Origin of the sequence: Rhodonellum psychrophilum GCM71 = DSM 17998 (assembly GCF_000381545.1) — a bacterium.
GTDB classification, from domain to species: domain Bacteria; phylum Bacteroidota; class Bacteroidia; order Cytophagales; family Cyclobacteriaceae; genus Rhodonellum; species Rhodonellum psychrophilum.
Genome location: NZ_KB906679.1, coordinates 123,704 through 147,737 on the forward strand (window position 1 = coordinate 123,704; position 24,034 = coordinate 147,737).

Genomic DNA, 24,034 nt, shown 5'->3' on the forward strand with positions numbered 1-24,034 from the left:
GGAGCAAAATCAACATTAAAACGCAAAATGATTAAACTAATAAATTGAGTTTTAATTAAATTTATATTGTAAATTATAGTTTAATATGATTTATTGTAATTTTTATGTAATTAAATCAAGATATAAATAATTTCTAAATTAAAAAACAGTTCCTTTTGTTCCAACCACAAAATATAGCTCCCCAACACACTTTTTTTGATTGGAGGAATGTCATTTCTCCCAATCCTTAGCAAAATTCAGAAGGGCTGACAAAAAAACAATGTTATAGAATTTTAGATGTTGGATTGTATAATCCAGAAGCTGGCCTGGGACAACCAGGAAAATTTCTTCCTTTGGCAATTGATATTTGGCATAGTCAACCAGCACCCTCAATGAGTTGATGAAATACTTGTGGTCAAAAAGTAAAAACGACTATTTCCATAGTACTTGAAATTGAATTTTTTCACTTTATTATTTAGTGGAATTCAGGCCACAAAAAAATTTCTTTTATACCCAAGTCTGGTTTAACTTGGGCTTAAATTCAATTTTACGCTTCACAAAACCTAAAAAAACCAAAATGAAAAAGATTGTTTACACACAGGTACTGGCGATGATTCTCCTGCTTATCGTAGGATGTACCAGCGATGCACAGGATCGTCTGGGCGGAGTAAGTCTTTACACCGTCCGAAATGAAATGGGAACTGATCCCAAAGGAACCCTGAAAAAAGTAGCGGATATTGGCTACAAGTTTATAGAGGCAGCCGATTATAGTGACGGTAAATTTTATGGAATGTCTCCCGAAGCCTTCAAAAAAGAACTTTCGGATTTGGGCTTGACCCCTTTGAGTGCCCATATGGGTGCCGCCACGCTGGACAATATTGACGTACTCATTGCGGATGCAAAAGCTGCCGGATTCAAGTATTTCGTTGCTCCCGTGCCTCCGATGGGTCTTTTTAAATTCGATCCGGAAACCAAAAGTCTCTCCATGTCCGAAGATATCGAAACACTTGCCGACATCCTGAACACCATGGGTCTTAAATGCAAAGCTGCAGGCTTGGAGTTTTTGTACCACAACCACGGTTTTGAGTTTGAGGAAAACAAAAACGGAGTGATTCCCATCGTTTATTTGCTTGAGAAATTGGATGCCGATCATGTCAATTTCCAATTGGATCTGTATTGGGTGGCCAAAGCTGGCGCCGATCCGGTTTCTTACTTCAAAAAATATCCAGGACGCTTCGTGATCTGGCACATCAAGGACATGGATGACCAAGGAAGGTTCGCCCCAGTAGGTGAGGGGAATATTGACTTCAAGAGGATTCTCAAGGAAAAAGAAACTGCGGGGATGAAATATTACCTTGTGGAACAAGACCAGACTTTTGATGGTTTGGCTCCCTTGGACGCCATCAAAATCAGTCATGAAGGAATCAAGAAGATTGGTTTCAAATAAAATTGTATCCAATTCATTTACTTGCTCAAATGAAACCGAGCAACAATAAAAAAGCCCCAAGTCGAAAGATCTGGGTTTTTTTTATTGTCGGGGATTGAACCCGTTTTATGCATTTCGGATGCCATTCAATACAGTGTTTATCTGGTAATTAGTCAGTTGCTGACTTTTATTGACTTTACCATATCGGTATCAGGAAATGGTCTCCCAGTTGTCTGATTTCTTTTGGTTTCCATATCCTAAGAAAGCCTAATCCATATTTCGGGTGAAGCCCGAAAGACACCGAAAAAGTAAAGCTTCTAACTTGATTAAGGGAGATGGAAATCTGCATTCCGTTTCCAAATGGGATCGAAACGGCAAGAAAATCGGACTGTTTAAAGAATAGGGAACAGTACCGATTCGGTGAAGGCAAGATTAGAAACCATGACTGATGGTCAAACAATTTCAGCTTGGAATAGCATTGGTCATGGATGACCCGGGTTTAAGGGGTTGTTGTTGGACTTTTTTACCGATTCCTTCCAAACATCTAATTTTGATTTCTGTATACATTAACCAATTGTTCCTGTTTTATTTATTCTTTTCCTATTAAAAATTATAAAAATATTTTTAAATTGAGGATTAAATCAGAGATATGGCTCAGGTTTTCAAATGGGGTTGAAACTGTAAGAAAATCAGACTTTTTGAGAATTTGACGCAGTACCGGAATGATGAAGTCAAAAAAAGCAACTAACTGAAGTTTATGAAGAAATTTCAGGCCTTTAAAGAATTGGTAATGCCGAATACAGGTTAAATGTATAAGCTAGATTTTTGTCTTATTTAAACAGGATAATGATTCAAGTCTGTGGAAGTAAAAACTTCGATCAACTCAAATTCTTCAACCCTCAAATCAAGCACTTCATTTTTCAACTAATTTTTCCCCACTTAACCAGGGTAAGGGAAGTGGGCAAACCCCTAGCACCAAATAATTTAGTGTTTTCTGATTTGTTTTATCAATTGCAAATAGAAAATTTCGATTTAAACCCATAAACATAATACCCTACTTTTGATTTCGATTAGTACGATTCATCATTTAAACAACGAATATGAACATGAAAAAAATATTACTCCTGTGTGGGATGCTGCTTTCAAGTGTGTTGATCGCATCTGGCCAAGAGACCGACTACAAAAAAGAATCAGTAGACGGTTGGTCCGGGGCAACCAAAAAAAGCCCCAGTGCAGCGAGAGCGAGCAGCAATATAGATTGGTGGCCAAACCAGCTGAACCTCACGATGCTTCGCTACAACACCTCCAAGTCCAACCCAATGGCGGAAGATTTTAACTACATCCAGGAATTCAACAGCTTGGACTATGAAGCGTTGAAAACAGACATCCGTGCAGTCTTGACAGACTCGCAGGATTGGTGGCCTGCGGATTTTGGTACCTATGGCGGTCTTTTTATCAGGATGGCCTGGCACAGTGCCGGAACATACAGAAGTGCTGACGGTCGCGGCGGATCAAGATCCGGGCAGCAGCGTTTTGCCCCCTTGAACAGCTGGCCGGACAATGGCAACTTGGATAAAGCAAGAAGGTTGCTTTGGCCAATCAAGCAAAAGTACGGAAACAAGATTTCCTGGGCGGATTTGATGGTGCTGACCGGAAATGTATCTCTGGAAACCATGGGTTTTGAAACCTACGGATTTGCCGGAGGAAGAGAAGATGTCTATGAGCCTGAGTTGGATGTATATTGGGGTAAGGAAACCAAATGGCTGGACGACAAGCGTTATTCCGGTGACCGTCAATTGGAAAATCCGTTGGCAGCGGTTCAGATGGGATTGATCTATGTGAACCCAGAAGGACCAAATGGAAATCCAGATCCATTGCTTGCCGCAACTGATATTCGTGAAACATTTGCAAGAATGGGCATGAATGACGAAGAGACAGTTGCGCTGATCGCAGGTGGACACACTTTGGGCAAAACCCACGGAGCAGGTCCAGCCGAAAATGTAGGTGCTGAGCCAGAAGCAGCAGCCATCGAGGAGCAAGGTTTTGGATGGAAAAGCACTTACAAGTCAGGCAAGGGCGCCGATGCCATCACCTCCGGTTTGGAAGTGACTTGGACATCTACGCCGGCACAGTGGAGTCACGATTATTTGACATTCCTGTTCAAGTATGATTGGGAGTTGACGAAAAGCCCTGCAGGTGCGCACCAGTGGGTTGCCAAAGATGCCGGGAATATTATTCCTGATGCATTTGATGCAAACAAAAAGCAGCCACCGTACATGTTGACTACGGATATTTCCTTGAAAGTAGATCCCGTGTATGAGGAGATTTCCAGGAGATTCCTGGCAGACCAAGATGCCTTCAACAAAGCGTTTGCCATGGCTTGGTTTAAATTGACACACCGCGACATGGGACCAAAAACCACCTATTTGGGTCCAGAAGCACCTACGGAAGATTTGATCTGGCAAGATCCCATTCCAGCTGTAAACCATGCGTTGATCAATGGACGGGATATTGACAATTTGAAAAAATCCCTGTTGAATTCAGGATTATCCATTTCTGAAATGGTGACTACTGCTTGGGCTTCGGCTTCTACATACAGGATTTCTGACAGAAGAGGAGGTGCCAATGGTGCCAGAATCCGATTGGCTCCACAAAAAGATTGGGAAGTAAACAACCCTGCGCAACTGAACAAAGTATTGACGGCATTGGAGAAAATCCAGAATGACTTCAATTCAAAATCAGGAGCGAAGAAGGTATCGATGGCAGACTTGATCGTCTTGGCAGGAAATACGGGCGTAGAAAAGGCCGCAGCCAATGCCGGGCACAAGATCGAAATCCCATTCACCGCAGGTCGTATGGATGCTACAGCGGCACAAACAGACATCGAATCCTTTTCCTTGCTTGAGCCGATGGCAGACGGATTCAGAAATTATCTGAAGACCCAATACACAATTTCCACCGAGGAATTGTTGGTGGACAAAGCGCAGTTGTTGACATTGACCGCTCCCGAAATGACCGTACTGGTAGGAGGGATGCGCGCGCTGAATGCCAACTATGACGGTTCCAAAGAAGGTATCTTTACCGACAAGAAGGACATGCTTACGAATGATTTCTTCGTCAACCTCTTGGACATGCGTACCGAATGGAAGGCGGGTGACGAGACCAAGGAGATCTTCGAGGGCAGAGACAGAAAATCAGGAGACCTGACCTATACCGCCAGTCGTGTGGATTTGGTATTCGGTTCACACTCCGAATTGAGAGCCTTGGCCGAGGTATATGCACAGGAAGATGCCAAAGATAAGTTTGTGACGGATTTTATAGCCGCCTGGAACAAAGTGATGAACTTGGATAGATTTGATGAGGTTTACAAGAAAAAGCCGATAGCGATTTCCAAAAAATAATTTAAAAAGCCAGTCTGCGAAGACTGGCTTTTTTTTGGTTTTAACCAGGGTGAGGCACTACTAAGTCTTTTCTGTCCTGAAATTATTTAATAATCAGTCTTTGTTTACATTTTTTGAATCACCCTACTGGTTATCACCTTTTCCCCAAGCAGTCTGATTTTTTTACGTTCTCAACACCTACCAGGAAATCCAATCCCCATCTCGCTTCTCGATAGATGATAAATAACTTTCTTACCGCATTTTTGATTCCCGCGCGAATGGAATTCATTTAAACCCGAAATAGGTATTAGATTTCCAGACGGGGTTTCAAACTGCAAGAAAATCAGGCTATTGGAAGAATAAGGCATATTACCAATATGGTGATTCAAAAACAATAAACTGCCGACTGATTATGAAGCGTTTTTAGGCTAGAATTGAATTGGTATTGCATAAAACGGGTTAAAATGAAATACCCCCAAAAAATTGAAATAAAGCCCTAAATAAGAGTGATTTGGTTAAAATAGTCTGCTCGTTTCTGGAATATTCAATTTAATTGCCCACATTGTTTTACTTTGAGCGAAGATCAATAGTTAGTCAAATAATTCCGGATTACTTTGATACCTACTAAAACTATTTCTGGAACTTGAACCTTTCCACTATGAAAAGAAAACTACTCCTTCTTTTTTATTTCTTATTTTCTTTTTTTGTCTCAGCCCAGGATGGATCCAACGACCCTAGCTTCAATGCTGATCAGATCAATCTTAGAGGAGATGGACCAAGCGGAACTGTTTCTACTACCATCATTCAGCCTGATGGGAAGCTTATTATCGGAGGAGCTTTTGGTTCCTACAACGGAACGGCAAGGAGCAATATCGCTAGGCTAAATGCCGACGGAAGCTTAGATAACGAATTCAATCCCGGTACAGGGGCAAATAGTAGTATTCAAACCCTTGCGCTTCAGCCCGATGGTAAACTCATTATCGGGGGTCTTTTCACTTCATTCAACGGTACAGCAAGGAACTATATTGCCCGGCTAAATGTGGACGGTAGTTTGGATACTGGGTTTAATCCCGGAATGGGGGCAAACAATGATGTTAGAACTATTAGCCTTCAGTCCGATGGAAAGATCATTATAGGGGGAAATTTTAATTCCTATAACGGTACTCTAATAAATCGTATTGCCCGTTTGAACGCGGACGGTAGCCTTGATGCCGGGTTCAATCTCGGTTCAGGGGTAATCGGTGGAGTTTTTACTACAAACATTCAGCCCGATGGGAAGATTATTATTGGGGGAGCTATTATTTCCTTTAACGGCACGGTAAGGAATAATATCGCTCGGCTGAACCCAGACGGCAGCCTGGACACCAATTTCAATCCAGGTACGGGGGCCAACAGTACTATAACAACCATTGCGCTTCAGTCTGATGGTAAACTCATTATCGGGGGAATTTTCACTTCCTATAACGGTACTGCAAGAAACCATATCGCCCGGCTGAATGTGGACGGTAGCCTTGACTCCTCGTTTAATCCCGGTATGGGGGCAAATGGCATGATTAGGACTGCTTCCATTCAGTCCGATGGGAACATCATTATTAATGGAGATTTTACATTCTACAATGGTATTGCAATAAACCGTATCGCCCGGCTGAATGCAGACGGCAGTCTTGATGCCGGATTCAGTCTCGGTACAGGGGCAAACGACAGAATTTTCACTGCCAGCGTTCAGTCAAATGGTACGATCATTATTGGGGGATCCTTTACTTTCTACAATGGTACGGCAATAAACCGTATCGCCAGGCTGAATACGGACGGCAGCCTAGATACCGGGTTTAATACCAACACAGGAGCTAACGCCCAGGTTTTTGCTGCCAGTATTCAGCCATCTGGAAAGATCATTATCGGAGGACATTTTACTTCCTACAACGGTACAAATATTAATCATATTGCTAGGCTGAACGTTGACGGCAGCTTGGATACTGGATTTAATTCCGGCACGGGACCAAACAACAGTGTTTCTAAAATTTTTCTTCAGCCAAACGGAAAGCTTATTATTATTGGACTTTTTACTTCCTACAACGGCACGGAAATAAAAGGTATCGCCCGGCTAAATGCGGATGGCAGCCTAGATACCTCGTTTAATCCTGTTCTCGGGTCATATGCTTCGATCATGACTGTTGCCTTTCAGCCTGACGGGAAACTTATAATAGTGGGAAGTTTTACTTTCTTCAACGATAGTAAAATCAACTATATCGCCAGGTTGAATTCAGATGGAAGCTTGGATTCTGAGTATAATACCGGCACGGGAACAAGTAACACGATATTGACTGCCTTCATTCAGCCCGACGGGAAGCTCGTTATTGGGGGGCAATTTACTTTTTACAACGGTATTGCAGTAAAGCCAATCGTCCGGCTGAATGTGGATGGCACCCTTGACACCGATTTTAACCCTGAAATAGGGATGATTAACTCTATTATGACTGCCATCCTTCAGCCCGGTGGTAAGATAATTATCAAGGGAAATTTTATTTCATTAGGTACTGTTACAAGAAGAATCGCTCGGCTAAATGCTGACGGTAGCCTAGATACAAGCTTCAACGATGGTACAGGTCCAAACCAACGTGTTTTTACTGTCACTCTACAGCCCGATGGTAAGCTCCTTGTTGGAGGAGATTTTACTTCCTACAATGGCATCGCATTAAACCATATTGCACGGCTGAACACCGACGGTAGCATTGATTCCACGTTTAATCCAGGTACAGGATCAAACAACACGGTTAGAACTGCAGTCCTGCAACCCGACGGCAAAATCATTATCGGTGGGGATTTCACAAGTTATGACAATGTCAGCCGTGTTCGGATCAATCGTCTGTTGAATTCAATCGAACCAGAAAAAGACGAAGAAGCCCCGGTTCCGGATAAAGAAACCCTCGCTGTTTTTGTGGCCCAGTGTATTGTCAATTTTGAAGACTTGACTATTCCAACTGCCACGGACAATGTGGACGGAACAATTCAGGGGACTACCGATGAGGGTATTTTCCCTATTACGATTCAGGGCAGTACGATCATCACTTGGACCTACACAGATGCTGCGGGAAACAGCAGCACCCAGACTCAGGAAATTCTGATTGCGGATACCGAGAAGCCGATAATAGCAGCAACACAGGATATTCTACAGGCAGCAGATGCCGGATCCTGTGAAGCTGTCTTATCCATTTCAGCCCCTTCTGTAACAGACAACTGCAATACGAGAATTGTAGCTAATGGGCTCAGAAGTGATGGACTGTCTTTGAATGAACCTTATCCCTTGGGGATTACTACAATAACTTGGACAGCCGTGGATAGCGCAGGAAACCAAGCAGATGTGGTACAGCAAAATATATCCGTAATTGATGAGGAAAAACCAATTATAGGAGGAGTAAGCCCTATCACCCAACCCTCAGATATAGGAAGTTGTGGTGCAATCCTCACCACAATAGCTCCATTGGCTTTGGATAATTGCGATAATCCTGTTGCAACAGGGACCAGATCCGATGGCCTTGAATTAAGTGACGTTTTCCCCGTCGGTGTTACAATTATTACTTGGTCTGCCAAAGATGCTTCTGGAAATGAGGCAGAAGTGAAAACGCAAATGGTGACAGTTACTGATGAAGAAGGTCCTAAAATAGTTAGTCTGCCATCAGATATTGAAAAATTCAATGATCCTGGACTTTGTAGTGCTTTAGTTAGCTGGACTGCGCCTACTGTTACAGACAATTGTGGGGAAAGTACGCTTACCCAAACGTCGGGCCTGACAAATGGATCAGTATTTCCCGTTGGAAGCACTACAGTTACTTACACGGCCACAGATGCTTCCGGAAATGCGCATTCAGAGAGTTTCAAGGTTACCGTCAACGATAACGAACAGCCTGAGATAGTTGGTCTTCCATCGGATATGCTAGCAAAAACTGACTTGGGCTTATGTGGAGTTACGGTAAACTGGACTGCGCCTACTGTTACAGACAACTGTGGGGGAAGCACCATTGCCCAAACATCGGGACTGACAAATGGATCAGTGTTTCCTATCGGGACCAATACAATTACTTACACAGCTACTGATGCTTCCGGAAATACTAATTCAGGAAGTTTTACCATAACAGTTACAAATGAGGAAAAGCCATCTATCATCGGACTTCCGGATAATATTTTGAAAAATAATGATACTGGACTCTGTGGTGCGGTGGTAAGTTGGACATTGCCTACTTCATCAGACAGTTGCGGCGGCAGTTCGATTACACAGACAGCAGGACCGTTAAATGGCTCATTTTTCCCCGTTGGAACCACCCTTGTAACTTATACTGCTACCGATGATTCCGGTAATAGCTACTCGGAGACCTTTACAGTGGGTGTGATTGATAACCAAGCGCCAACTGTTTTGGTAAAAAATCACACACTTCAACTGGATAATTCAGGGAATGCAACTTTATCTGTTTCAGATATCAATAATGGAAGCATTGATAACTGTTCAATTGAGTCTGAATTGATTTATGAATTATCCAAGTCCGCCTTTACGATTTCAGATGTAGGGGTGAATAGGGTGACATTGACCATCATTGATGCAGTGGGCAATTCTAATTCAGCAAATGCGATAGTGACAGTGCTGAACCCGAAAAATCTTTCTACTGAAAATTTAAACTTTATCATATTTCCGAACCCGGCAATTAGCGAAACTAATATATTGGTAAATTTGATTGAGGAAGCCACTGTTACCATCAGTCTATACGATGCTGCAGGTAAGCTTCTTATCAGGAATGAAACTTTCAGAGCAGGGAGTTTTATGGAGACATTCCTACTTGATGGCCTGGCTCCGGGTTTGTACAATATTCAATTACAAGTCGGAAATACGTCAAAGACCAAGCGATTGATCAAATTGTAATTGCAATAAGCTTAATCAATCAAAAATCCTCTTTCGCATTGAAGGAGGATTTTTTTGCTATTATAAAGTCTGAATAATAAAGTTTTTGGATTATTTCTATTTGAAAGCCACAATTCCCATGGTATCATGATCCAAAAAAAAATCCCTCAAATGAAGATCATGGCTAACTTCATGAGAGCCTAATGATTTCAAGTTTATTAAATGTAGCTTGATTGGTTAGTCTTCTAAGGGAATGAAACTCCAGATTAATTGGTATAAAATTCGCCTTTTATAAAGAATAGTTTTCACTAAAAATTAAAGTTTAACTAAGCCGTGTTTTTGACGAGTCAAATTGCTAAACATTAGTTTAAAAAAAGGATACCGTTGAAAAAATAAATCTATCATAAATCAACAAAATGAATGTTAGACTAAATATAATAATTGATATATTTATATAGATGAATTACTCCATAATAAGCTAATTCATATTCTAGGTCCAATTCTTCTTTCAAAGAAAGATTTATAATTCATAAGCAATAAAATTGACCAAGGAAATTACAGGGATTGTCAGAAGCCTTTATTCAACTTCAACATTTTCTTTATGCGAGGACAAGTGCTCCTTCTTTTTTATCTCCTGTTTCCTTTATTCTCTTGGGCACAGGATGGAACCAATGACCTGAGTTTCAATTCTGGCCAGCTCAATCTGGGCTATGGAACAAACTCTGGAGTTAATGCCATAGCACATCTGTCCGATGGTAAAATCCTGTTGGCAGGAAATTTCACCTTGTACAACGGAACATCCCGGAATTTCATTGCATGCATCCATCCCGACGGCGTTTTAGACAGTTCATTCGATCCAGGTTTGGGGGCAAACCAATTAATTAGAAGCATGGTAATTCAGCCAGACGGTAAAATCTTAATCGGGGGAGATTTCACCTCCTATAACGGCACAGAAAGAAACAGGATTGCCCGTATTCACCCTGACGGCAGCTTGGACACTTCCTTTGATCCCGGAACGGGTGTAAACGGGAGCGTTTCTTCGATTGTTTTACGGTCCGATGGCCGGATTCTCATTGGGGGAGTTTTTACTTCCATCAATGGAACAGAAAAAAACCGAGTCGCCATGCTTAACACAAACGGCAGTCTGGATGCCTCTTTCAATGTTGGTATTGTACCATACAACACCTTCGTTCGGGCCATTGCACTTCAGCCCGATGGTAAGATTCTGATTGGAGGAATGTTTACGTCCCTTGATGGTATTGAAAGAAACCGGATTGCACGGTTGAACGCAAACGGCAGTCTGGATCTCTCTTTTGATGCTGGCACAGTTTATCCTGGTACTTGGGCAAATGAATGGGTCAGTACTATTGCGCTTCAATCGGATGGAAAGATTTTAATCGGGGGAAATTTCACCAACATTAATGGAGTAAATAGGAATTTAATTGCACGTCTTTTGCCTGACGGCACTCTGGACAAGTCCTTTGTTTCTGTTTTGAAGTTAAATATAATGATTCCCCATTGGGATTTTGTTAATTCTATCGCGCTTCAGTCTGACGGGAAAATCCTAGTGGGGGGAGCTTTTACTTTCTCCAACGAAGAACAAAGGAAATACATTACACGTCTTCAACCCGACGGCAATTTGGACAACACCTTTGACCCAGGTATTGGGACAAACAATGGGGTTAACATAATTGTCCCTATGCCTGACGGGAGGATTCTAATTGGTGGAAATTTCACTGCTTACAACGACACAAGAAAGGATCACATCGCTCGAATCAATCCTGATGGCAGTCTGGACAAGACAATCAATCCCGAACCTGGTGCAAATATGAATATTTCTTCTGTAGCCCTTCAGCAGGATGGGAAGATACTTATTGGAGGATTCTTCACCAGTTATAACGGCACAGATAGGAACCATATTGCACGTCTCAAATCCGATGGCAGCCTAGACCCTACCTTTGATCCTGGTGAGGGAGCGAACGGACCTGTTAGGAGTATGGCCCTTCTATCTGACGGCAAAATTTTAATCGGAGGAGGTTTCACCACCTACAACGGCACTGCAAGGAACCATATCGCACGCCTCCATCCAGACGGTAGCCTAGATTGGTCCTTTGATCCAGGAATTGGTGCAAGCAGCTGGGTAAACACCATAGCATTACAGTCCGACGGGAAGATCCTTATTGGAGGATTGTTCACTTCCTACAACGGTACGTTAAAAAACAATATTGCCCGGCTGAACCCCGACGGCAGTCTGGACAGCTCCTTCGACAGCTATATTGGGCCAAATCTTTATGTTTCGACCATAGCCCTGCAGCCAGACGGCAAGATACTTTTTGGAGGAGGTTTCACCTTTTATAGTAGCACCGGAAGAAATGGGATGATTGCACGTCTCCACCCCGACGGCAGCCTGGATAGCTCCTTTGATCCAGGAGAAGGGGCAAATAGCTCAGTTAACACCCTCGCTCTTCAGCCCAATGGGAAGATCCTGATTGGGGGAGATTTTACTTCATACAACGGTATAGAAAGGAACAAGATTGCGCTGATTCAACCCGACGGCAGCCTGGACAGTTCCTTTGACCCCGGTACAGGTGCAACGAACTGGGTTATTGCCCTCGCTCTTCAGCCCGACGGGAAGATTCTGATCGCAGGAGGTTTCACCTCCTACAACAGCACAATTAGGAACCGCATTGCTCGCATCCACCCCGACGGCAACCTAGACAGTTTCTTTGATCCCGGTACTGGTGCAGACGGCATGATTAATACTATGGCGCTTCAGCCCGACGGCAAGATCATTATTGGGGGAGATTTTATAAGTTATGACAATGTCAGCCGTGTTCGGATCAATCGTCTGTTGAATTCAATCGAACCAGAAAAAGACGAAGAAGACCCGGTTCCGGATAAAGAAACCCTCGCTGTTTTTGAGGCCCAGTGTGTTGTCAATTTTGAAGACTTGACTATTCCAACTGCCACGGACAATGTGGACGGAACAATTCAAGGGACTACCGATGAGGGTATTTTCCCTATTACGATTCGGGGCAGTACGATCATCACTTGGACCTATACAGATGCCGCTGGCAACAGCAGTACCCAGAACCAGGAAATCCTGATTGCTGATACTGAGAAACCATCAATAGCAGCAACACAGGATATTCTACAGGCAGCAGATGCCGGATCCTGTGAAGCTGTCTTATCGATTTCAGCGCCTTCTGTGACAGACAACTGCAATACAAGAATTGTAGCTAATGGGCTCAGAAGTGATGGACTGTCTTTGAATGAACCTTATCCCTTGGGGAGGACCATAATAATTTGGACTGCAGAGGACGCTTCGGGTAATCAAGCAGTTGAAATGCAGCAGAATATATCCATACTTGATGAGGAAAAACCAATTATAGAAGAAGTAAGCACTGTTACCCAATCAGCAGTTGCCGGCAGCTGTGGGGCGTTAATCAACATAAATCCTCCATCTGTTTCAGATAATTGCGGAAATCCCGTTGCGATAGGGGTCAGAGAAGATGGTCTTGAACTCAGTGATTCTTACCCTGTAGGGATCACAGCCATTACCTGGTCAGCAAAAGATGCTTCGGGAAATGGGGCCACTTTGGTAATGCAGACTGTGAGGGTTACGGATGATCAAAAGCCTACGATAATTGGTCTTCCAGGTGCTATCGCAATAAGCACCGATCCGGGGTTGTGTGGCTCGAAGGTAAGCTGGACGGCACCTACTGTCACCGACAACTGTGAAGGAAGTTTTCTTGCCCAGACAGCAGGCCCCGCAAGTGGCTCAATATTCCCAGTCGGAACGACCACGGTCACCTATGTGGCCACTGATGCTTCCGGGAACACTTCCTCGGAAAGTTTTATTGTGAGGGTTACGGATGATCAAAAGCCTACCATAATAGAACTTCCAGGTGCTATCGCAACAAGCACCGACCCGGGATTGTGTGGCTCAAAGGTAAGCTGGTCGGCACCTACTGTCACCGACAACTGTGAAGGAAGTTTTCTTGCCCAGACAGCAGGCCCCTCAAGCGGCTCCATATTCCCCGTCGGTACTACCACTGTCACCTATATGGCCACTGATGCTTCCGGGAACACTTCCTCGGAGACCTTTATTGTCAAGGTGACCGCTGAAGAAGGACCTAAGATAATTGGTCTTCCAGTTGCTATCGCAACAAGCACCGACCCGGGATTGTGTGGCTCAAGGGTAAGCTGGACGGCACCTACTGTCACGGGCAACTGTGAAGGAAGTATTCTTGCCCAGACAGCAGGCCCCTCAAGTGGCTCCATATTCCCCGTCGGCACTACCACGGTCACCTATATGGCCACAGATGCTTCCGGTAACACTTCCTCGGAAAGCTTTATGGTGATGGTGAAGGATGATCAAAAGCCCTCCATAATAGGACTTCCAGGTGCTATCGCAACAAGCACCGACCCGGGATTGTGTGGCTCAAGGGTAAGCTGGACGGCACCTACTGTCACGGGCAACTGTGAAGGAAGTATTCTTGCCCAGACAGCAGGCCCCTCAAGTGGCTCCATATTCCCCGTCGGCACTACCACGGTCACCTATATGGCCACAGATGCTTCCGGTAACACTTCCTCGGAAAGCTTTATGGTGATGGTGAAGGATGAGGAGGCACCGACAGTGTTGGTTAAGAATTACAATCTCCAACTGAACAATTCAGGGAATGCAACCTTACTCATTTCAGACATAAATAACGGAAGCCAGGATAACTGTTCATCAGAGGCTGAATTAATTTACAGTTTATCCAAAATAGCCTTCACCATAGCAGATCAAGGTGAAAATATGGTGACATTGACGGTTACTGATGCAGGGGGCAATTCCAGCACTGCCAATGCGAAGGTCAATGTCCTTCTCCCCCAAAACTTAAAATCCGGAAAGCTGGATTTTATTTTGTTCCCAAATCCCGCACTTCACGAAACCACTGTGCTCGTTAATCTGGTGGAGGAAGCCATAGTTACTATTCGTATTTATGATGTTTTAGGGAAGTTGGTCTTAGAAAATAAAGCCTTAAGAAAAGGAGGATTTAGTCAGACTTTCCATTTAGATGGACTTTCTGCAGGATTGTACATGATCCGCGTAGAATCAGGAAATGCCGTCATGACAAAGCGATTAATTAAAAAGTAAGGGTACTGCATACACGCGCCTACATTAAACACGAAATATGCAATAGGTTTCCAAATGAGATTGGAACCGATAGAAAATCAGCCTATTGAGAGAATGATTTCAGATACCAATAAGGTGAAAGCAAGAATAGTCAAAATGCAATTGATTGTCATTCAATTACGATATTGCGTTGAGTCCGTAATGCATAAAACGGGTTGAATACTTTCTGGTAAAGAAGGAAGTTCCCCGCTTCTTACTGCAATAGCATTGTGTTTTTATAAGACATGCTCATTTTTCTTTTTCCAGAAATTCGTTTGGCGTAAGACCATAAGTTTCTTTGAAACATTTGATGAAGTAGGAGGGGGAACTGAAACCTACCGCATAGGCTATTTCTGAAATGGATTCACCGGATTTTTCAAGCCTCTGTATGGACAGTCGGAGCCTTTGGTCCCGAATAAATGCTGTGGTGGAGAGTCCGGTGAGTGCCGTCAGCTTCCTGTGCAGCTGCATCCTGCTCATGCCGATTTTTTTGCAGAATTCCTCTACCGTGAAATTGGAATCCCCAAGGTCCCCGTCAACGATACGCTGGATTTTCGCAAGAAATTTCTCATCTGTGGAAGTGATGGCGATTTCATTGGGGGAAATTTTGGTTTTTCCTGAATACCTGATCCTCAAGTTCCGCCGCAACTCTATCAGTTTTTCTATCCTTACCAATAGCTGTTTGATCCCAAAGGGTTTGAGCATATAGTCATCCGCACCTACCTCCAGCCCCTTAAGAATGTTGTCTTCCTCGGATTTGGCCGTCAACAGGATAATCGGGATGTGCGAGGTCTTTTCGTCGTTTTTCAATGTTTGACAGAGTTCAATCCCGTCCATTTCCGGCATCATCACATCTGAAATAATCAGATCCGGAATTTTCTTTAAAGCGATAAAAAGCCCCTCTTTACCATTGTCGGCTTCAAGAATTTGGTAATAGGGTGTAAGTTCACTGATGATAAATGAGCGGACCTTATAATTGTCTTCCACTACGAGTACAAGAGGTGCATCTTCTCCGGCCGGTATTTCATTTGCTTTGGGCCCGCTGCCCTCGGTATATTCTTCCTCTTCCACGATCTGTTCGGGGCGGAATGCATATTTTTCCACAGGAATTGTCAGGTCGACTTTGAAGCCATCTTTTTCTTCCAAATGCAGGTTGATCTGGCCTTTGTTGAGTTCCACCAAGTCCTTGACCAAGGGAAGACCGATCCCAAAACCCTCTGTCTTGGCATCAGGTTTATAGAATTTGTCAAAAAGATGTGAGATCTCTTCTTGGCTATACCGGACCAAACTTTGGTTGGAAACGCTTAGATGCAGTTGCTTTTCTATGATTTGGGATTTCAGCATTACTGTTGTCCCGGGCTTGCCGTATTTGATGGCATTCTGTAGGAGGTTGCCCACAATCTTTTCGATTTTGTCGGGATCAAACCATACCTCGGTCATCAGGGGGATTTCTGTCTTGATCCGGATGTCCTTTTCTGCAGCAAAATAGAAGAAGTTGGAAACTATGGACTGTAGAAGAAGGCCCAAATTCCCTTTTTGAATTCTTAGCCGCAGCTTCCCGGATTTTATTTTGGATACTTCCAGGAGTTGGTCCACCAGGTTCAGGAGGCGCTGGGAATTCTGTTTGATCAGGTTGAGCTGGGACTTGAAAATAGGGCTCTCTGACTGGCTCATCAGCCTTTCCACAGGTCCGGCGATCAGGGTCAATGGCGTCCTGAATTCATGAGAAATATTGGTGAACAGATTGGTTTTGAACCTGTCGATTTCCAGAAGTCGGTCGGCCTCTTCCTCTTTCATTTTTATTAAAAATTTTATTTGCCAACGCCATTTGAGGTATTGGTAAACCCAGATCACTGCCAGGGTAAAAAACAACAAATAAGCCAATTTGGCCCATATACTCAGGTACCAAGGCGGCAGTATGGTGAATTGGAGCGAAACGGGCTCTTCAGACCAAACACCATCATAGTTGCTGGATTTGGCCAAAAAATTATATTCCCCGGGGGACAAGTTGGTGTACCGGGCCTGATGGTTATTCCCAGCCAAAACCCAATTTTCATCATGGTTTTCCAATTTGTATTGGAACTCATTTTTGTCCGGAGAAGAAAATACCAAGCTTGCCATATTGATGGTCAGGGTGTTTTCATGGTGCCGCAAGGTGATTTTATCGCTGAGAGCGACCGGTTTGTCAAAAATGTAGAGTTCGGTAACTGCTGTTTTTGGGGGGATTTCATTGAGTGAAATGTCTTCAGAGCTGAACCAATAGAAGCCTTCCAAGCTCCCAAAATACAATGATCCATCCCTGTTTTTGAAATAGGCTCCTGTATTGAACTCCGTGGCAAGGCCATCATAATTGGTGTAGTTGGTGATGGTGTAATCTGGGGAGTGAGAGCTTGGAACGGTGATTTTTGTGATGCCTTTGTTCGAACTCAGCCACAGGTTGCCGGATGCATCGGGCAAAATCCCATAGACCACATCATTGGCCAGACCATCCTTGGTGGATATCCTCTTCAACTCCTTCGTGTCGATGTTCAGGGCGTTGATCCCTGACCCGTTTGTGCCTATCCACAGGAGGCTTCCTCCGTCAAAGTACAGGGATTTGATGCTATTGGAGGAAATCGACTTTGGGTTCTCCTCTTGGTAGGAGAAGGGATGGAATTTTCCGGAAGTGAAATCAAACCGGGCGATTCCCTGGTTTTCGGTGCCGACCCATAATTCGCCTTTTCTTCCTTCCACTATGGTCCTGATGTTGTTTCCCGGGATACTGAAAGGGTCATTGGGATCATGTAAAAATTGTTGTTCCACACCTTTTTTCGGGTCAAACTGGATCAGCCCATCATTGCGTGTCGCCAGCCAAAATCTCCCGGCGCTGTCTTGGAATATTTTCCAGATGGTATTGCTGGGCAGGGGTATTTTACTGTCGGGTTTAAAATGCCTGAACTCGCCTGTTTTGAGATCCATGATGCTGAGTCCTTCTTCCTGATAGCCGATCCAAAGCTTTCCTTTTCCATCGCCCATCAGACTCATGACCCTATTGTTTGCGATGGTATTGGGTGATTTTCCTGCAGTGGTGCGGGTTTCCCAAGTTTTGGTTTTTGGATCAAAGGAGGTAAGACCTTTGCCTGATGTGCCAATCCAGATTGTATTGTTTTCATCCACATACAATGCCCGCACAACATCGATGTTGATATTTTCAGGCACCTGTTGGTTGTGGAAAAAATTGAATTTTTCCAGATACGTATCGTGAAAACTCAACCCGGCACCATCAGTTCCAAACCAGAGCGTCCCGGTGTAATCTTCGTAAATACAGAGGATATCGTCATAGTGAACAGAACGCGGGTTTTGTTTTTGGTAAGCATAGTTTTGGATGGTATTGTCTTTTGTGTTTAGCCGAATGATGCCTTGACCATACGTTGCCGCCCAGATTGTGCCTTTGGTATCCACCATGATATCCAAAATCATTTCTTGGTCCAATTTCCCGGGCCGATTATGGAAAAAAGCCTGAATGGATTTTGGGGATTTTTCTCCTTTGGGGAGCACCAATATCCCTGCATTTAAGGTACCGATCCAAATGTTCCCGGCAGGGTCTGGTATCGCGCAGGAATAGATATTGCCGTTTTCGGGGAATTGAAAATCAGTGACGGATTGATTTTGGATGTCCCACAAGACCACACGCTCTTTAAAGGTGAGAAGGAGATGATTGTCGTCAAGGTCTGCGATGTCCAAAATTTGGCGGGAAGGCGCCGTCCATATCATTTCGGGCGATTGGATACTTTCGTTCCATCTAAACAATTGACCCGAAAATGTCCCGATCCAAATATCCCCATGAATATCTTCGTGGATGCTGCTTGCGGCATGTACTCCCTTAATGGGGACAAATGCATCTTTTCCGGGATTCAAAAGCTCAGGAACCGAGGATTCCGGGATGATCCAAATCCTGTTTTTACGGTCGGCGATTACTTTCCCCAATTGCAAGTGGGACTCTTGCGTGATGTCTGCAAATTTTTTGTTGAACACCTTGAATTCTTTGCCGTCATACCTGTTCAGCCCTTCTTGGGTGGCGATCCACAGGAAGCCATGGTTGTCCTGAGCTACTGAGACTACGGAATTTTGGGAAAGGCCATCATTGACCGACAGTTGTCTAAAGGAAAGGTCTGTCTGGCCAACTACTGGCACCGCCAAATACAGGAGAATCGGAAGCAGAATTAAAACGCTATTTTTTCCAAAAAGTGATTCCATGATGTTTGGACAAAAACTTAAAGCTCCAAGTAATATTTCGTCAATTATCCAAATATATCAAATTTCGCAGAAAGGAATATTTTTATTTGGACGATATCCACCCCAATATTTAAGGATGTCAAATGCTTTAAACCCCTGTGCTGCATGATCCATTCAATTCCAGCCTGACATTGATTCACAATCAGTCAGATGTTGCCTGTTTTTGATTTCACCCTATCGGTATTGTGCCTAATTCTCCAAACAGTCTGATTTTCCTGCAGTTTCAATCCCATTGGGAAATCAAATGCCTATTTTGGGATAAACCTGCTCCCATTTCTTAACACATCCATCCCACTTTTTTAGAATTGTTACAGGACGCATACCCATTGATACAATGGAGATATACTTTTGATTTTGGCGGAATTAATTTTGCTATCATTTTGATTTAATCCAGCATTGAAAATGACTGAAAAAACAAAATCCAACAGAAAGCAATTTTGGATGTGCTTCCTGATTATCTTCTTGGTAATTCTGGGCTTTTCCTGTCAAAAAAAGCGCTCGCCCATACTTGAAACCAATGGTAAGTCCTTGCAGGATGAGGAGTTGTCAGCAAAGGATTTGTCCTTGAAGATCCCATTTACAAGAGAAGAATTGAAAAACTGGATTCCAACAGCTCTGGGAGATTTCAAAATTATCAAGACCGTCATTGGGTACAATGAATCTGTTGACATGAGTGCCATAAAAGCAACCTATAGCCATCAATCAGATTCGACAAAACAGATAGTTTTGGAGGTGCTGGATGGAGCCGGGCCAGTTGCATCGGTTCTTTTGTCAGGAAGTATTCAAAAATTAAACCTGGATTTTGAGGAGTTGAAAGCGGATGGGTTTTCCAGGATCCACGAAAGGAAAGGCCGAAGGGTTTGGGAAGCTGAATATACAAATCAAGGGGTCGCTGAACTTGAATTTATCCACGCCGGAAGATTTCTTGTTTCGGTAAAAGGCAAGCATCTCCGGAATGAAGACGTATGGGCATTTGTGGAAAAGCTGGATTTTGAAGGCTTGAAATAAAGTTTTTTTCAGGATGTTACAGGAGTATTATGCTTTGGTACATGCCTTTCATCCAAACCGGCGCTTTGAAAATATATTTGTATGCGTCAAACATTTTATACCACACCATAAATTATCAATCAAAATGAAATCGACTTTAACCTTATTCTTTATGTTCTGCTACTTGTGGACAAGCGCGCAGGAAATTACAGGAAATATCAAAAACCACGGGAAAACCGAAATGGAGATGGTCCTGATGCTATTTGGGATGGACAACACCATTTCTATCGGTACGGTTGATAAGAAGGGTCAGTTTATCGCCAATCTCACCCAGCTCAACACTGAGAATATACCTGAAGAAAACAAGTCCATGTCCATGGGTGAACTTTATTTCAATTTTTATTTCAAATGTAACAACAGAGATGCTTTTGGGGACAATGCCGAAATACCGGCTGCAAGGCAGGATTATGTCAGGTTGACCAACAAGGGAGAATGGAAAGGAACTGTTTTTTTGGTTTCCGATCAAAAACTCATTCCATGGCTGGAGGACTCCGGATATAACAATGCCATAAATGGGTCTTTTTATGAGGTCATGTATGTCGAGGAGGATATGGAGGTAAATATGACTTGCAGCAGTAGTGTCTATGTGTCCGAAAACGAAGAGGCTGAAACCGAATACAATTTTGACATTCAATTGAAAAAAGGCTTCAATTGGGTGGAATATACCATTGAAGAAGTATATGAAACGGATCCCGATATCAGGGCCTCCTTTCCATCCAAAGTCACCATAAGTAATTTAAAAGACCCCTCAAAAATGCAATGGATAGGTGTTTATTATTGATTCTTTCAACCCGAAATAGGCATTCCGTTTTTCAGTAGGTGTTGATACTGCAAGAAAATCAGACTTTTGGAGAATCAGGCACATACCCGCAAGGGTGAAGTGAAGAATGGCAGAAAAAGGCTGATTATGAAGGGCTTACAGGATGGAGTCGGATGAAATTGGTGATGAATAAAATCGGTTAAACTGCAAGAAAATCAGACAATTGGCGAATAATTAGTATTTCCGATAGGGTGAAGCATTGATGGATTGTCAAACAATGATGGGCTGGATCAAAAAGGTAAATGCATATCATGGGATAAAATCAAATCAATATGAAAAAGTCAATGAATATCAATCAAATACTCCTTGCGCTGTTGGTTTCCGTCATGGCTTTTGGCTGTGGAAGTAAGGATGAACAGGATTTGAATCCTGATAAAAATTCCTCCGGATATTTTTTGAAAGCAAAAGTGAACGGTACACTTGTGGAATTTAAAACAACAACACTCTTGGGGGCCGATCTTTCGTCATCAATTCAAGGTGTCTATGATTTTTCGGCTTCAGGGGCAAGGCAGGTGACAGGCCAATCGGCATTGGCAGAATCCATTTCAATAATTTTACGGGAAACTTCGCCCATCACCGAAAAAAGCTATGTAGGGCTTGTCCCATTTGATTATGGCTTTAAAGGGGTTATTCTAGCTTATAGCTTAGAAGTGGAGGATAAAGTCTATACCACAGACGTCACAGAACCGAATGTGACCCTTGAAATCACCGAAATCAAACCAGCCTTTGTCAAAGGGAGGTTCAATGGTGTAGTCAGGGATTTCCTGAGCGGAGAGACCAAAACCATCACTGAAGGAGAGTTTTTTGTCAAAAGGGGCAATTGATTTTTTTGGCAATTATTTTATTGGAATCTAAACCCGTGTTCTGCTTGTACAATTCTATGCCAGGCTGAAATGGATTAACATTCAGTGGCTTGTCTGTTTTTTTGACTTCGTCATATCGGTCTTGCTCCTGGTTTTCCAAAGGCGCTGAATTCCTTGCAGTTTCAACCTCCAATAGGAAAGCAAATGGACATGCCGAATAGGACTAAAATAATTGGCATCAAATGGCCTCAAAGAACTTTTGGGGCCTATTTTTTTGAGGATGTTACATCTGTGATACGCTTTGATACAAGACTGATATGCTTCCGAGCATGTGTTTTTTAGGTTTACATTTCAAAAATATCATAAACCATTTAAAAAATTAAGTATGAAAAAAATCAGCATTCTACTCGCTATCCTAATGTCATTTTCTTTAAGTGATATTTTAGCCCAAAAAGTTGACGGACGTATTTCGATCAGCGGATTTCAAAACGGTCAGACTTTAAAGGAAGCAACAGCTGTTGACCTTTTCAAAAGTTTCAGGGATGGAACTTATAAAATCAACTTTAGTTACAAAGCCGATAACGTAGGCAAAAGGGGATTGGTGGTTTTTGACATGAAAACATCGGTAAGGTACAATGGGAAGCTCATATCTGAGACGACACGAAGCAACTGGCCATGGTTGCCTGGTGATATGTTTGTTCCAATAGAATCCTTTGACCTGATTTCCGCTTTGCAGAAATTTACTTTTGATGTGCCTTCAGCCAATGTAAGGGAGATAAAGAAGCCTGACTCAAAGCAATATGCAAGAGAAACAGATTTACCCCTTCCCAAAGGTAAATATGAGGTGACTTTACAAATGATAGGGAAGCCGGGGAGTGATTTTGGTACGCTTGCCCCAGCAAGATTTTCATTCGAGGTGAAATAGCCGCAGAGGGTAGAAAACCTCCAGTTGGCGCAGTGAACCCTGAAAGATTCCAAGGCAATATTATCAGCATATAGCAGCAGGACATATCGATACAGAAATAATAGCTTATGAAAACTCGACTTCTATTTATTCTTGTGTTCATCTCTATCGGCCAACTGGAGGCAATCGCCCAGCGTGTTTTACAAGGTGTGCTCTCTGATTATGCCGAGGGAGATGGACTGATCATCTCCTATGATATCGTCACCGGCGATAAAATCAGCTGGGGATTTATCGACAAATCGGGAAACATTGAGATTCCTTTGCAAAGTAACCATCTGGATCGGGTCAAGAAAATGGCTGTCAAAGCCCAGAAAAAAGCACCCAAAGGTTTCACCCTGAAATTCCCGACTGTTGCAGATGAATTTACCTGCAGGTTTCCGGACATCAAATTTGAAAATCCGGACGGGATGCTTTCAGGCTTGCCGGATCTGATCCTGACAGACAAAAAGAAGAAAGCTGAAAACGGGAATATTTACCCCGTCAACCATCCAACCATTGCCAATTGGCTGCACAATCATCAACAAGGGGATATTGCGCTGGGATATTACCTGAGGTTTTGCTTTGCGGAGGAAAAAGGATCGGCAAAGGGAACCTGCGTGGTCAACACCTACACTGGCCTTGGTGACGAAAATTTTGATGCGTTTACCCTGTTTGACCTTGATCTCGAAGAAGGCTGGAATATCATCCGGTATGAAATCGAAGAGGTATTTCCGTCCAAGAGTGGGCGTATTTTTCCAAAAGTCACCCAAGTGAGCAAAATTGAAAAATTACCGGAAGACATGTCCTGGGAAAGGGTAGGGGGATCCTGAATTTTTTATGGATTTCTTTCCCCTTCTGATTTTTGACCCCTGTTTCATGTAGTTTTTTGGCCTGTTGGGTAGGGGTGGATTTTTTTGAGAGTTGCTTCATATTCTTATTTAAACCCAAATTCTAAGACAACGAAAAAGTAACATAAAGCAGCCAACTTGATTAAGTTAGATGGAATATGCATTTGGTTTTCTTAGGATGTTGAAACCGAAAGAAAATCAGGGAATAAGGAATAATACCGATATAGGAAAGTCAAAAACTGTAAACCGCTGAAGCTTATTGTGCAATTACAGGCTGAAATGGAATTGGTAAAGACACGGGTTTAATCAATATTTCAGGTACAAAACGTTTTCCAATTGTCACCAACTGGCTGCTTGTACAGCTGAAAGTAAATAATGAATTGATCAGGTACTAATTACCATTGAAATTGTTAAAAAAAATAATAGATGGCCAATCAAAATTTTGAGAAAGTAAAAAGGGA

Annotated in this window: 10 protein-coding genes; 9 read left to right on the plus strand and 1 reads right to left on the minus strand. The window is 43.0% G+C overall.

The features are described from left to right. Positions 1–556 precede the first annotated feature (556 nt). The 4 genes from F824_RS0112450 (at position 557) to F824_RS0112475 (ending at position 14,819) form a co-directional block, all read left to right on the plus strand. On the plus strand, positions 557–1,426 hold the full coding sequence (locus F824_RS0112450) for a sugar phosphate isomerase/epimerase family protein (RefSeq protein ID WP_019598231.1): 870 nt from the start codon (positions 557–559) through the stop codon (positions 1,424–1,426). 1,085 nt (positions 1,427–2,511) lie between these two features. Then, positions 2,512–4,806, plus strand: coding sequence for a catalase/peroxidase HPI (gene katG / locus F824_RS0112460; protein WP_033405337.1), 2,295 nt, complete (start codon positions 2,512–2,514; stop codon positions 4,804–4,806). A gap of 637 nt (positions 4,807–5,443) precedes the next feature. Further along, positions 5,444–9,697 (plus strand): HYR domain-containing protein, encoded by a 4,254-nt coding sequence (locus tag F824_RS26825; RefSeq protein ID WP_019598235.1) that lies wholly within the window; start codon positions 5,444–5,446, stop codon positions 9,695–9,697. A gap of 580 nt (positions 9,698–10,277) precedes the next feature. Beyond that, positions 10,278–14,819 (plus strand): HYR domain-containing protein, encoded by a 4,542-nt coding sequence (locus F824_RS0112475; protein WP_019598236.1) that lies wholly within the window; start codon positions 10,278–10,280, stop codon positions 14,817–14,819. A gap of 267 nt (positions 14,820–15,086) precedes the next feature. Here F824_RS0112475 and F824_RS25820 read toward each other — a convergent pair whose 3' ends face one another. Then, positions 15,087–19,073, minus strand: a complete 3,987-nt coding sequence (locus F824_RS25820; RefSeq protein ID WP_019598237.1) for a hybrid sensor histidine kinase/response regulator transcription factor — start codon at positions 19,071–19,073, stop codon at positions 15,087–15,089. Positions 19,074–19,514: 441 nt separating this feature from the next. Here F824_RS25820 and F824_RS0112490 point away from each other — a divergent pair, with 441 nt between their 5' ends. The 5 genes from F824_RS0112490 to F824_RS0112525 all read left to right on the plus strand — a co-directional run bounded on the left by F824_RS0112490 (position 19,515) and on the right by F824_RS0112525 (position 23,555). Next, positions 19,515–20,120 carry a hypothetical protein gene (locus F824_RS0112490; protein ID WP_019598238.1) on the plus strand — a complete coding sequence of 202 codons (606 nt, stop codon included), beginning with the start codon at positions 19,515–19,517 and terminating at the stop codon, positions 20,118–20,120. Between the two features lie 124 nt (positions 20,121–20,244). Then, positions 20,245–20,940, plus strand: a complete 696-nt coding sequence (locus tag F824_RS26830; protein WP_139189794.1) for a hypothetical protein — start codon at positions 20,245–20,247, stop codon at positions 20,938–20,940. Positions 20,941–21,251: 311 nt separating this feature from the next. Then, the gene (locus F824_RS26835; RefSeq protein WP_022582384.1) at positions 21,252–21,803 is read left to right on the plus strand and encodes a hypothetical protein; all 552 of its coding nucleotides are present in this window, start codon (positions 21,252–21,254) and stop codon (positions 21,801–21,803) included. Between the two features lie 364 nt (positions 21,804–22,167). Further along, entirely contained in the window at positions 22,168–22,707 is a 540-nt protein-coding gene (locus F824_RS26840; protein ID WP_019598242.1) for a hypothetical protein, read from the plus strand. A 107-nt stretch (positions 22,708–22,814) separates the two neighbouring features. Next, positions 22,815–23,555, plus strand: a complete 741-nt coding sequence (locus F824_RS0112525; RefSeq protein WP_139189792.1) for a hypothetical protein — start codon at positions 22,815–22,817, stop codon at positions 23,553–23,555. The last annotated feature ends 479 nt before the right edge of the window (positions 23,556–24,034 follow it).

Excerpts from the sequence above, each read along its gene's own strand:
- F824_RS0112450 (WP_019598231.1), top strand. The coding sequence starts at position 557 with ATGAAAAAGATTGTTTACACACAGGTACTGGCGATGATTCTCCTGCTT.
- katG (WP_033405337.1), top strand. The coding sequence starts at position 2,512 with ATGAAAAAAATATTACTCCTGTGTGGGATGCTGCTTTCAAGTGTGTTG.
- F824_RS26825 (WP_019598235.1), top strand. The coding sequence starts at position 5,444 with ATGAAAAGAAAACTACTCCTTCTTTTTTATTTCTTATTTTCTTTTTTT.
- F824_RS0112475 (WP_019598236.1), top strand. The coding sequence starts at position 10,278 with ATGCGAGGACAAGTGCTCCTTCTTTTTTATCTCCTGTTTCCTTTATTC.
- F824_RS25820 (WP_019598237.1), bottom strand. The coding sequence starts at position 19,073 with ATGGAATCACTTTTTGGAAAAAATAGCGTTTTAATTCTGCTTCCGATT.
- F824_RS0112490 (WP_019598238.1), top strand. The coding sequence starts at position 19,515 with ATGACTGAAAAAACAAAATCCAACAGAAAGCAATTTTGGATGTGCTTC.
- F824_RS26830 (WP_139189794.1), top strand. The coding sequence starts at position 20,245 with ATGAAATCGACTTTAACCTTATTCTTTATGTTCTGCTACTTGTGGACA.
- F824_RS26835 (WP_022582384.1), top strand. The coding sequence starts at position 21,252 with ATGAAAAAGTCAATGAATATCAATCAAATACTCCTTGCGCTGTTGGTT.
- F824_RS26840 (WP_019598242.1), top strand. The coding sequence starts at position 22,168 with ATGAAAAAAATCAGCATTCTACTCGCTATCCTAATGTCATTTTCTTTA.
- F824_RS0112525 (WP_139189792.1), top strand. The coding sequence starts at position 22,815 with ATGAAAACTCGACTTCTATTTATTCTTGTGTTCATCTCTATCGGCCAA.